The organism is Pseudomonas putida (genome assembly GCF_050989985.1).
Classification (GTDB): Bacteria; Pseudomonadota; Gammaproteobacteria; order Pseudomonadales; family Pseudomonadaceae; genus Aquipseudomonas; species Aquipseudomonas putida_AI.
Genome location: NZ_CP158815.1, coordinates 6,293,255 through 6,304,430 on the forward strand (window position 1 = coordinate 6,293,255; position 11,176 = coordinate 6,304,430).

The window sequence follows — 11,176 nt, forward strand, 5'->3', positions numbered from 1 at the left end:
GCGTTTCCCTGTAGGAGCTGCCGCAGGCTGCGATCTTTTTGGCATCACTCGGACTTGCGGATCTTCTCGACAATCGCCGTGGTGGAGCTGTTTTCCACCAGCCCCAGCACTTTCACCGTCCCGCCGTAAGCCTTCACGATGTCGGCGCCGACCACCTGGTCGATCCCGTAATCCCCACCCTTGACCAGCACATCGGGCTTGACCTCGCGCAGCAGGTTTTCCGGGGTGCCTTCAGGGAAGCTGATCACCCAGTCCACCGCCCCCAACCCCGCCAGCACGGCCATGCGCCGGTCGACGCTGTTGATCGGTCGACCCGGCCCTTTCAGACGGCTGACCGACGCATCGTCATTGATCGCAACGATCAAGCGATCGCCCTGCGCCCGCGCCTGCTCAAGGTAGGTCACGTGCCCGGCATGCAGGATGTCGAAGCAGCCGTTGGTGAAGACGATTTTCTCGTTGTGCGCGCGGGCATCGTCGACCGCCAGCAGCAGCTGCTCGAGACCGAGCACACCCCGCTCGGAACCCTCTTCGCGCTGGATCGCGCGGCGCAATTCCGGCGCACTGATCGCCGCCGTACCGAGCTTGCCGACCACGATGCCTGCCGCCAGGTTGGCCAGGCCGACCGCGTGAGGCAGTTCCTCGCCTGCGGCAATCGCCGCCGCCAGGGTGGAAATCACCGTGTCGCCGGCACCGGTCACGTCGAACACTTCACGGGCACGGGCCGGCAGGTGCAGCGCCGGATGATCCGGACGCAGCAGGGTCATGCCGTGCTCGCCACGGGTCACCAGCAAGGCACCGAGATCCAGGTCGTGCATCAGCTGCGCGCCCTTGTTCACCAATTCGTGCTCATCGGCACAACGACCGACGATGGTTTCGAACTCGCTGAGGTTCGGCGTGATCAGGCTCGCCCCCCGGTAGATCGAAAAATCCTTGCCCTTGGGGTCGGCCAATACCGGAATGCCACGGGCACGGGCGGCCTGAATCAGGACCTGGTGATTTTTCAGCGCGCCTTTGCCGTAGTCGGACAGCACCAGCACCTTGACACCTTCCAGTAGCTCATCGACCTGCACCGACAGCGCCATGGCATCGGTGGCGAAAGGTTCTTCGAAGTCGATACGCAGCAGTTGCTGGTGACGACTCATGACTCGCAGCTTGACGATGGTCGGCTGGTGCGCAACGCGCTGGAACAACGCCCGAACACCAGCCCCCTTGAGACTGTTGGCCAGGCTGTCGGCGGCTTCATCGTCGCCGGTCACGCCGACCAGCGAGGCCGGGGCGCCGAGGGCGGCGATGTTCAACGCAACGTTGGCGGCACCGCCCGGGCGGTCCTCAATGTGATCGACCTTGACGACCGGTACCGGCGCCTCAGGGGAAATCCGTGAGGTACCACCATGCCAGTAACGGTCGAGCATGACATCGCCGACCACCAAGACAGGGGCTTGATCGAATCGCGGCATGGACAACTTCATGGAGCAACCCACATACAGAATGAACAGGGGCGCGATATTAGCACAGGGTAGGCATCGGCTTGTGTGACGGCTGCAACGGGATGGGACGGCTCGAAATTCTGCTCATTTTTTGAGCAGAAAACCTGCCAAATGCTGGCAGGCTTCGGCCATATCCAGCGCCTGGGTATCAATCTCGCATTCCGCCTTCAGCGGCGCTTCGTACGGACTATCGACCCCAGTGAAGTCCCTTATGAGCCCCTGCCGGGCCTTCTGGTAAAGACCTTTGGGGTCGCGCTGTGCGCAAACCGCGAACGAGGTGCTCACAAACACCTCGATGAAATCCCCCTTGCAGAACAGCTTTCGGGCTGCCTCGCGCTCGGCTCGGAATGGCGAGATGGCCGCGACAATCACAATCAGCCCGGCGTCGACCATCAGCCGCGCCACCTGAGCCATGCGCCGGATGTTTTCCCGGCGACAGTCGGCGCCCATCCCCAGATCACGACAGAGCCCGGCACGCACATTGTCTCCATCGAGCACATAGGTGTGTAACCCGTGTTGATTGAGGTATACCTCCAGCGCATTCGCCAAGGTCGATTTACCCGCACCCGACAATCCCGTCAGCCAGACACACCGCGCTCGTTGCGACTTGAGCGCGGCCCGGTCGGCGCTCGACAGCGTTAACGCATAGGGGCTGATTCGTGGACTCGATATCGACAGCCCCTCATTCATACCCGAGCATCTCGTAGTCGCGCTGATAGGCACGCCGGATCAGGCGACGGGTACGCGTGGTGCAAAAATCACGCGCCGCCGCTGAGCGACGCTGTTGCGAGCCATTGACGTGGGGCAACACCGTCTCGTGCCCCAACTGCTCGCAGACCAGTTGGAAGTCCCGCTGCAGATTTTCCTGGTACCCAATGAAATCCAGCGCCAGATGCCCCATGGCGTCAGTGATGAAGTCTGTCTGCGGAGCAAAATGCAGTTGTCGCTGGATCGTCTCGGGGTGCAGCCAGCGGGCGACAAAATCGTCGAAGTCACGGTAATGCCTGACCAGGCTTTGAGCAGGCTGGTCTCGTCGACTCAAGGCATTGCCTCGCAGGTAGGCGTAGGCCGAATACGCCCTTTCCAGCGGATCGCGGACGAAGGCGAACTTGAAGCTGCTGGAAAACTGTTCGGGAAATTGCTGTTCGTACCAATACAGCGGCAAGTGCCCCGGGGTCCAGCCATCGAACAATGCGACACAGACACTGCTGCCGGCGCACTTCGGAACGTGGATGAACAGGCAGGAGCGCTGCTGGAAAGGTCGGGGGAAACACACATTCGCCGACATCGACTTGTTCACCACCTGCCGATCCACCACCGATAATCGGCCCAGCAAGAATTGCCGCTGCGTCTTGGGCAGCAGCTTCCAGAGATAACGTTGCAACATTCCAGCACCCGCGCGAAAGGGATAGCCCTCTCGATTGAAGTCAAAGTTCGTTCAGGAACCTTAACAAGAGCGCTGCGCAGATTTATTCAGGTTTAGTCAACATGAGTAAGGATCTGGATACAAATCCTCAGGCGCATTGCGCGCCAAGGTTGTAACAGGGTGAGCCGGGCCCACCCTGTTACGGCGATCAGGCGATGTCTTCCGCCGGAGCATCCAGCCCCATTGCATGCAGGCGCGAGTAGTAGCCGTTTTGCGCCAACAGCTGTGCGTGAGTGCCTCGTTCGACGATCTGGCCCTGGTCCATTACCAGAATCAGGTCGGCCTTTTCGATGGTCGACAAACGGTGAGCGATGACCAGCGTGGTACGCCCTTTCATGACCTGATCCAGTGCGGCCTGGATGTGACGCTCGGACTCGGTATCAAGTGCCGATGTCGCCTCATCGAGAATCAGCAGCGGTGCATTCTTCAAAAGAGCCCGGGCGATGGCCAGGCGCTGACGCTGGCCACCGGACAGCAGCACGCCGTTTTCCCCGACCTGGGTATCGAGGCCATCAGGCATTTGCGAAATGAAGTCCATCGCGTAGGCATCGGTGGCGGCTTTTTCGATGTCGGCGCGAGGCGCGCCGGCCAGGTCGCCGTAGGCAATGTTATTGGCAATGGTGTCGTTGAACAGAGTCACATGCTGCGTGACCTGCGCCACATGCCGGCGCAGATTGCGCAGTCGATAATCTTCGATTTCGACGTCGTCGAGCAGGATTTCGCCAATATCGTGATGATAGAAACGCGGAATCAGGCTGGCCAGGGTCGACTTGCCGCTACCCGAGCGACCGACCAGGGCAATCATTTGCCCCGGTGCCGCCGAGAAGCTGATGTTTTTCAGCACCTCACGGTCGGATCCAGGGTAAGAGAAGCTGAGATTGCGCACGTCCAGGTGGCCGTTGATGCGCTCGCGCTCGACGGTGCCGTTGTCGACTTCAGGTTCGACGTCCAACTGCTCGAAAATGCTTTCGGCACCGGCCACGCCTTTCTGAATGGTCGAACTGACTTCCGACAACTGCCGGATCGGCTTTGGCAGCAAACCCGCGGCGGTGATGTAGGCCACCAGATCACCGGCGGTGGCGTCGCCGCGCAGGAACAGCACCAGGAACATCAACACGGCCATGGCGGTATAGATCACCAACTGCAGCATGGGCGTATAGACCGCGCCGGTCTTGGTCATGCGCAGTTGTTTGTCAGTGTTGCCCTGGCTGGCGGCGGCAAAGCGCTGCTCTTCATAGCTCTCGCCGCCGAAGCTGCGCACCACGCGATAGCCCTGGATGGTTTCGGAAGCGACATGAGTCACGTCGCCCATGGCGACCTGAATCTTCTTGCTCTGCTTGCGGAATTTCTTGCTGGTGTTACCGACCATCATTGCGATCAACGGCAGAATCGCCAGCATCACCAGCGTCAGCTTCCAGTTCATCCACACCAGGTAGGCAAACAGGAACACCACGGTCAGACCTTCGCGGATCACCACCTTGATGGCATCGGTAGCCGCACCGGTCACCATGGTCACGTTGAAGGTGATACGCGAGATCAAATGCCCGGAGTTGTGGGTATCGAAATAGCGATTGGGCAGAACCAGCAGCTTGTTGAACAACTCGACACGCAGGTCATGGACCAGCCCCAGCGAGACCTTCGCCAGATAATAGTTACCAAGAAACGAACCCAAACCTTGCCATGCCGCGATCAGGATGATCAGCAACGGCACGGCCATCAGCAGCTGCAAGTCTTTCAGATAGGGGACATTCGGGAAGAGCACCGCTTCGGGATTGCTCAGGCCGTCGACGAAATATTTGAGAATCCCGGCCAGCATCGGCTGCGTGGAAGCAAAAATGATGAAACCCACGATACTCAGCAGGAAAAGGCCAATATAGGGTTTTACATACCCCAACAGCCGAAGATAGATTTTCAGGCTGGAATCCTGTCCCGCGTCAGGCGGTGCATCACTCATCGTAGGGCTCACTGATTAGGAAGAACGCGAAATTTTATCACAAGCGCCGGGATTGCCCCGTGCCCATACCAAAACACTGGCCAAGCCAATGGGCAGCCAGCTGATGAACCACTCAGCTCTCGGCGTACCACTCATGCTGGCGGCGTCGAACTGCATTGCCAGGGTCGAGAACAACCAGATGCCAATGATTCCTTTGCCATAAAATGTCTCTCGGGCTTTCCAGGCCTCGCGCAGCACACCAAGCCAAACCGCACACCACAATAGCAACCCCGGAATGCCCAGCAAGATGGTTATATGGGAGAACAGGTTATGCGCATGGTCAAAGTACTGATCGGCGGCGAACACCCTGTAGCCGCTGCCAAGGCCCAAACCGATCCAAGGATGCTCCGCGATCATTTGCAAACTGGCCATCAGGATCTGAGGACGAAATGACACCCCCCGAGCCGTGACATACGATTCAAAAAACCAGAAAGCCAGGAACGCCACGACCAGAGCGGCCGCGGCGACAACGCGACTGCGGTGGTCGCGGCACCAGATCGGCATGGCAAGTATCGTAAAAAACAGAGCCAGGCCAGCGCCACGACTCTGGCTAAGCAACACAAATGCCCCAAGCACTGCCAACGCTACTGCCCAGGCCGCTTGAGTCAAGCCGGTGCGAGGTGACCAGAGCAAAAGCCACACCGCTGCCAGCCCGATGACGTACCCCCCCAGAATCGGATGAGACAACTCGCCCAGCCCTTCAGCCCGCGCGCTCCAGGCGTTGCCCGTCATCACGTAAAACTTGACGATGGCGACTACCGTTGCCGCCGCCAAGCCAATCCCTCCCCACTGCATGATGCGAATCACGCGATCGGGCCGGCCATTGGCGAAAACCGGAAAGAACAACAGGAACACGACGATGTACAACAAACGCTTGGGTTCACGACTGAGGTCGTGCGCGCTCGACCATGAAAGGCTGATGAGTGACCACACCAGCAGCCCGAGAAGCGGCAAATAGATCCAGCGTTGCTCGTGAATCACTTCCTTCACTCGGGCTCGCGCAGACCAGGCGAACACCAAAGTCGGCAACCAGAGAAATGCAACCAACCCCTGCTGATAGACTTTGTTGGTAGGTGCAACAGCGATACACAGCAGGAACCACAGCAACCCTATCGACATCCATGTTTGCGCCCAGCGTTTTTCGTGCATCAAATTGCTCCTGAAAGAGTTCACCTACCCAACTGGCATGGTTAAAGCTGAAACTTTTCGGCATCATTGCCCGCTACCGCGCCCCCGTTCTTCCAACAAGGCTTTCCACGATGCAATGTTCTCGGCTCCCGCAAGCCGCTTTAAATCAAATGGTTGACGGCGCCAGAGTGCTGGAAGCCGACAGCTACGGGCCGAAAGTCTACCTGCTGCCGGACGGGAATATTCTTAAACTATTCCGCCGCAAGCGTATTTTTTCATCGGCACTGTTTCGCCCCTATTCAAAACGCTTCATCGATAATGCCGTCGAACTGCAAAAACTCGGAGTACCGACCTTGCAGGTCCTGGAATTCTATCGGCTGCAAGCGCCAGGCATGACAGCTGTGCTCTACCAGCCGTTGCCAGGGGAAACTTTGCGTCAGATCGCCAACAAGGAAGGTTTCAACTGGAAGCAGGCCCTCCCGGATCTGATAGGCCTGATACGCAGTCTTCATGAATCGGGGATTTACTTTCGGTCACTGCATCTGGGCAACATCGTGGTGACACCCGAGCACCGCATGGGCCTTATCGATGTGGCTGACATGCGATTTCTTCGAGGGCCACTGCCCCGGCATTTGGTCAAGCGCAACCTGCAGCACTTCGCCCGTTACATCGCCCGCGAAAATCTCGGCGAGAGCTTTCCAATGCAGGCACTCGAACAGGCGCTGCTGTCGTCACAGGAGTAATGAACGGGCGGTTTGACTGAAGCTCTGCCAGGCCTGTTCGGGGCCCAGCGCCTGATACTGTTGTGTCGCGATCGATTGCGCAGAGACGTCAAACGCTCGAACGATTGCGGCGTGCCAACCGCTCACATCACCGACGGGCGCATACCAGCCAGAGGCTCCCAACTGCTCCCGAAACACGGCCAGGTCACTGGACAATACGGGAACGCCAGCCATTACGGCCTCTTGCATGATCAGCCCCAGACCTTCGCTCAAGGAAGGAATTGCGACCCAATCGAATGCCCGGTAAAGCTGCGCAGCGTCACCAAGGTGGCCCGGCAGGGAGACTTTGTCTCGCAACCCCCGAGCATCGACCTGAGCTTCCAGCGCTGCCCGCTCCGCTCCCTCGCCAATAATCGCCAACCGCAGACGCGGCCGCTCGTGCAATGCAGCAGCAAACGCATCAAGGAGGCAGCCAAACCCCTTTCCTGCCACCAGTCGTCCCACCGCCCCCAGCACCGGCGTATCGTCCGTGGGCAATCCCAATCGGGAACGCGCTTGCTCTCGATCAAGCAGAGCGGATCGAAAGACGACGGGATCGAATGCACTTCTCAACGTCACTACGGGAATCTGCAGGTCTGCGCTCAGTTTTTCCGCCAGGGTTTTCGACACCGCTGCCAATGTCAGCCGGGATGCCGGGATCTGTTGAAAGAGCGCACGATCAGCAGGATGCACTCGAGTCGACCCATGAAAAACCACCACCGCACGGACCTGCGGCAATGCCTCGAGAAGAGGCACGATCGTGCGCGCGACACCCAGGCCATCAAGCAGCAGCAGGCGCGCATCGCTTTCCTTGAGGGCATTCCTGAACCTTGCCCGCATCCACGGCCTGGTCAACCGCCAGAAATGCCGTCCCTTCAACTGCGCAGAGGTCAACCCCCACTCCCGAACCTCTCCGACAGTCACCCTGCATTCGGATGCGCTGCCCTGAAGCAGCCAGGTGTTGACCGGCAGGGAAGGCGAAGCCTGAGCGAGAATCTGCTGATGCACTTTATGAGTAGAGGCGAACGGAGCACCGCCGGCCCACATCACGTTAAGAATACTCATAGGGGGAAAAGCCAGTGCACAGGTCTCTGGATACAAGCTGCGGCGTACCTAGTTGATGAACCAGCCAATGCAGACTCCCAACGCCAAAGCCAACAAGAACTTGATCTGATCGCGCCGGTTGCGGCGTGCCTTGCGTTGACGCTCCACCGACGTTTGCACGTGGAGACCGAAGCCGGTGTGCATGACCGCATCCGCTTCGAGCGTCAGGGCTGTCAAATTCAGCTCTGAGTATCGCAGTGACAGCGCCTTCTCTCCACTGTAGTCGGTAAATGGCGCGCACAACCGGTAATCCTTCATCCGGCGCAATCCAGGGTTCAATGAAAAACCCTGCCACTCCGGCTTGTCGGAGATCAATGGATAGCAGGCCACGCCACCGACGATTTCCCGAGCACCCAGTCGGATGTAAGGGCTGTGAATCCGTAGATCATGGTTATAGCTGCGCAGCCATACCTGCAGGATTTCAGGACGCGCCTCAAGAATGGCCATGGAGTCTTCCACGAACCCCGGGCGATAGAATTCCCAGTCATCTTCGCAATGGAAAACATACGACGTTTTGGTGTGTTCGTAGGCCAGGTCGATCGAGGCAAGTTGACCCAGTTTCGGCCGGTTGACGAACACGGTGCAGTGATCCTTCCAATGAGCAGGAATAACCGCGTGCACACCTTCGTCACCCGCATCTTCAGTGATGAACACTTCACGAATGGGCGCTGTATTGAACCGATCGAAACTCTCGAGAGTAATCTTGAGCAGATCCAGGCGGCCACAGCTTGTGACCACAAATGTAATGTCACTTTCGTTGGAAAATCGCACTTGATTCTCAGTAACTGTTTTTAGAGTCGCAGCAATATCAAGCGCTGGACAGGTCTTGTCAAATACCCAGTTTCAGGCGGATTTTTTCGAGCAGACTCAGCGGCGCGCGCGGGCGCAATGCAGGTTCAAGCTCCTCGACGATACGCTGGCCGATGCGGGCAAAACTGAACTGGCTCACCGCCAGTTCGCGACCATTGTGCGCAATGCGCTGCGCCAGATCCGTATCGTTGCGCAAGATGGCCAGCTTCTCCTGAAGCTGCGCAATGCTCTGGTAGAACACGACGTTGTGCATATCCTGCAAACCCAGGGCCTGGCTTTCCGCCGCCCCCTGATCGTAAGCCAGCAATACGCAGCCACAGGCCATGGCTTCGAAGTTCTTGATCATGAATTCGCCCATGCCGACATCGGCACTGACGAAATAGCGAATGCGGTTGAGGGTGTCGCGATACTCTTCGCCGGATTTGGTACGCGTCACCACCAAAGGTTCGACCTGCCCCAACTCGTCGAGCAGCGCCTTGCGACCGCTGTAGGCGACGCTGTTGGTGCTGCCCACGAAAGCCAGTTCGATATCCCGCTCGCGCCCCTGATCTTCCAGCTGTGTCTGGTCGTATCCCTTGGGAACGAACACCGCGTCGAAACCCTCCTGGCGCAGGCGTTCGGTGACCACGAAACCGGAGCTGATCACCCGTGCCCACGGCAAGCGGCGGTAATGCGCGCTGAACTTGCCGGTGTACTTGCAAGGGATGTAGTTCTGGTAAGCGTCGTGCTCGAGAATCACCAGGTTGGGGATCGTGCGGATGAAGGCGACCTGACGGATTTCCTGCTTGAAGCGCAAGAAAAACACAATCCGGTCATACCGTGACACATCGACTTCACGCCGGAAATAACGACGCAGATTGCGCTGCTCGTCACTGCTCAGCCACCGCAGGTCGCATTCACAATGAGCCGCCACGCCGTCATAAAGACGGTCCAGAATCGCCCGCTGTTCTTTCTGCACCAGAAATAAAACTTTCATCGTCTTCCTTGCCGCAACAGGCAAACCGAGCAACACCTGAAATGATCCCCGCCGACGCGGGCGAATTTCAGGCCCGAAACACCTTACAAACGCCAGAACAGTTCGTGGCGACGTACAGCCTTGCGAAAAAACTCATTCTCGCCGTAAGGCGAACCGGAGCGCCCTGCCAACAGTCGCTGCAACCCTCTGCGCAGGCGGCGCTTGAACGGTGCCCGGGGCTGCAGATCGTGCATCATGCCCAAGGCCATGGCCTTGTCATGCTGTTGCACCTCGGTCAGCGAAAGGCAATAGGGATGCAGCGAGGCCGCTGGATCAAACACAGGCGCAAGAGTAATACCGGTGCCACTGTCACCCATTGGCCAACGATCATTGTCGTGCAGGTGATTGGCGTAGCCCAGCAAGGTCGGCTGCCATTCAAGCCCTTTCAGGGCTTCCAGGACCGCTTGTTGAGCACAGATGTGATCGGGATGGGGATCAAGGGTCGGATGCGGCAACACGATCACTTCAGGTTGAGCCCGTAGCATCAACGCTCTCAGATCGGCCAGCAAATTGTTCCAGGTCGGCGCACCATCGACATCGCCCGGCAGGGTAAAAGGGTTCAACTGACGGAACAACCGCGTGTCGCTCAAATCCGCTTCACGAGAACCCACCGGTTGCGCGGGTGAGGCTTGCATGGCAGCCAACTGAAGGCAGAAATAACCCAACTGCACGCAATGCGCTTCGGGCACCCCGGCCCAGCGCGGTACGGCCAGGCTGTCCCAGGCCCGCAAGCGACCCTTGAGCCGCGCCGCCTCGACTTTGCCCAGCCCCATTTGCTGATAGTGCTCGGCTTCGATTTCACCGGCGGTGAGCGTGACGATCCAGGCCTCATTTGCCTGACTGTACAAACCGTAGGCCGCAAGCTCCGCATCATCGGCATGGGGCGCAATGACCATCACCCGCTGCCGACGGTAGTCAGGATGCTCGATCGCCCACAGCACCGGCTCGCCGGACAGTCGGCAAAAGCGCCCGCGCAAGCGTAACTCCCCTCGCGACAAGACCTGTGCCTGACCACTGAGATTGAGATAACGCAGGCCGTTGACGCCGCGTTCGAAGGTCTGTCGATCCGGGTTCTCACCACCGGACAACTCCACCACCGGATCGAGAAAGCGCCCCAGCCAGGTACTTTTGATCCGCAGCGCCAACACCAGTGTTGCGTCGTCGACAAGCATCACCCCATCGTCCAGTCGCAGGCGATCGCCGTTCAGATGAACCTTGGGTTGCGGTGTATAGGGTGGAAAGTTGTACTGATAATCGTCTTTCGGCGAATAGAAAAGGTGGTCGGCGAACCAGGCCTCATGGGCAATCCAGCCCAGCACCGCCAGCACCGGTGGCAACCACCAGGCCACCCAGATACCGCAGACAATCAACAACGCCAAGGCAATCAACAGCGCAATGCGTTTATTGCGTCGATGACGCTTGAGCAATTGTTGTTTGCGGCTCATGGGCTGA

Annotated in this window: 10 protein-coding genes; 1 reads left to right on the top strand and 9 read right to left on the bottom strand. The window is 58.7% G+C overall.

Going from position 1 to position 11,176, the window contains the following annotated elements:
• Window positions 1-44: 44 nt before the first annotated feature.
• From hldE to ABTV29_RS28780, 5 genes are all read right to left on the bottom strand, one after another.
• Window positions 45-1,469, bottom strand: a complete 1,425-nt coding sequence (gene hldE / locus ABTV29_RS28760; RefSeq protein ID WP_433767908.1) for a bifunctional D-glycero-beta-D-manno-heptose-7-phosphate kinase/D-glycero-beta-D-manno-heptose 1-phosphate adenylyltransferase HldE — start codon at window positions 1,467-1,469, stop codon at window positions 45-47.
• A gap of 102 nt (window positions 1,470-1,571) precedes the next feature.
• Window positions 1,572-2,177, bottom strand: a complete 606-nt coding sequence (cysC, locus tag ABTV29_RS28765; RefSeq protein ID WP_433767909.1) for an adenylyl-sulfate kinase — start codon at window positions 2,175-2,177, stop codon at window positions 1,572-1,574.
• Window positions 2,170-2,874: a sulfotransferase family 2 domain-containing protein gene (locus tag ABTV29_RS28770; protein ID WP_433767910.1), complete on the bottom strand. Its 705-nt coding sequence runs from the start codon at window positions 2,872-2,874 to the stop codon at window positions 2,170-2,172. Before ABTV29_RS28770 ends, cysC begins: the two co-directional genes overlap by 8 nt.
• A 187-nt stretch (window positions 2,875-3,061) precedes the next feature.
• A complete protein-coding gene (gene msbA, locus ABTV29_RS28775) occupies window positions 3,062-4,867 on the bottom strand; it encodes a lipid A export permease/ATP-binding protein MsbA (RefSeq protein WP_433767911.1) in 1,806 nt (601 codons plus the stop codon).
• Window positions 4,868-4,882: 15 nt separating this feature from the next.
• Window positions 4,883-6,055 (bottom strand): O-antigen ligase family protein, encoded by a 1,173-nt coding sequence (locus tag ABTV29_RS28780; RefSeq protein WP_433767912.1) that lies wholly within the window; start codon window positions 6,053-6,055, stop codon window positions 4,883-4,885.
• 110 nt (window positions 6,056-6,165) lie between these two features.
• On the opposite strand from ABTV29_RS28780, the gene ABTV29_RS28785 reads away from it, so the two are divergent.
• Complete coding sequence (locus ABTV29_RS28785) at window positions 6,166-6,777, top strand: toluene tolerance protein (RefSeq protein ID WP_433767913.1); 612 nt, start codon at window positions 6,166-6,168, stop codon at window positions 6,775-6,777.
• Here the strand turns inward: ABTV29_RS28785 and ABTV29_RS28790 are convergent.
• The 4 genes from ABTV29_RS28790 to ABTV29_RS28805 form a co-directional block, all read right to left on the bottom strand.
• Window positions 6,766-7,860, bottom strand: a complete 1,095-nt coding sequence (locus tag ABTV29_RS28790; protein ID WP_433767914.1) for a glycosyltransferase — start codon at window positions 7,858-7,860, stop codon at window positions 6,766-6,768. The two genes, ABTV29_RS28785 and ABTV29_RS28790, sit on opposite strands and share 12 nt — an antisense overlap.
• 48 nt (window positions 7,861-7,908) lie before the next feature.
• Entirely contained in the window at window positions 7,909-8,670 is a 762-nt protein-coding gene (locus ABTV29_RS28795) for a glycosyltransferase family 2 protein (RefSeq protein WP_433767915.1), read from the bottom strand.
• Window positions 8,671-8,728: 58 nt separating this feature from the next.
• Window positions 8,729-9,685 carry a glycosyltransferase gene (locus ABTV29_RS28800; protein WP_433767916.1) on the bottom strand — a complete coding sequence of 319 codons (957 nt, stop codon included), beginning with the start codon at window positions 9,683-9,685 and terminating at the stop codon, window positions 8,729-8,731.
• Between the two features lie 83 nt (window positions 9,686-9,768).
• Complete coding sequence (locus ABTV29_RS28805; protein WP_433767917.1) at window positions 9,769-11,169, bottom strand: PIG-L deacetylase family protein; 1,401 nt, start codon at window positions 11,167-11,169, stop codon at window positions 9,769-9,771.
• Between the last annotated feature and the right edge of the window lie 7 nt (window positions 11,170-11,176).

Excerpts from the sequence above, each read along its gene's own strand:
- ABTV29_RS28790 (WP_433767914.1), bottom strand. The coding sequence starts at position 7,860 with ATGAGTATTCTTAACGTGATGTGGGCCGGCGGTGCTCCGTTCGCCTCT.
- ABTV29_RS28770 (WP_433767910.1), bottom strand. The coding sequence starts at position 2,874 with ATGTTGCAACGTTATCTCTGGAAGCTGCTGCCCAAGACGCAGCGGCAA.
- hldE (WP_433767908.1), bottom strand. The coding sequence starts at position 1,469 with ATGAAGTTGTCCATGCCGCGATTCGATCAAGCCCCTGTCTTGGTGGTC.
- ABTV29_RS28800 (WP_433767916.1), bottom strand. The coding sequence starts at position 9,685 with ATGAAAGTTTTATTTCTGGTGCAGAAAGAACAGCGGGCGATTCTGGAC.
- ABTV29_RS28805 (WP_433767917.1), bottom strand. The coding sequence starts at position 11,169 with ATGAGCCGCAAACAACAATTGCTCAAGCGTCATCGACGCAATAAACGC.
- ABTV29_RS28785 (WP_433767913.1), top strand. The coding sequence starts at position 6,166 with ATGCAATGTTCTCGGCTCCCGCAAGCCGCTTTAAATCAAATGGTTGAC.
- cysC (WP_433767909.1), bottom strand. The coding sequence starts at position 2,177 with ATGAATGAGGGGCTGTCGATATCGAGTCCACGAATCAGCCCCTATGCG.
- ABTV29_RS28780 (WP_433767912.1), bottom strand. The coding sequence starts at position 6,055 with ATGCACGAAAAACGCTGGGCGCAAACATGGATGTCGATAGGGTTGCTG.
- msbA (WP_433767911.1), bottom strand. The coding sequence starts at position 4,867 with ATGAGTGATGCACCGCCTGACGCGGGACAGGATTCCAGCCTGAAAATC.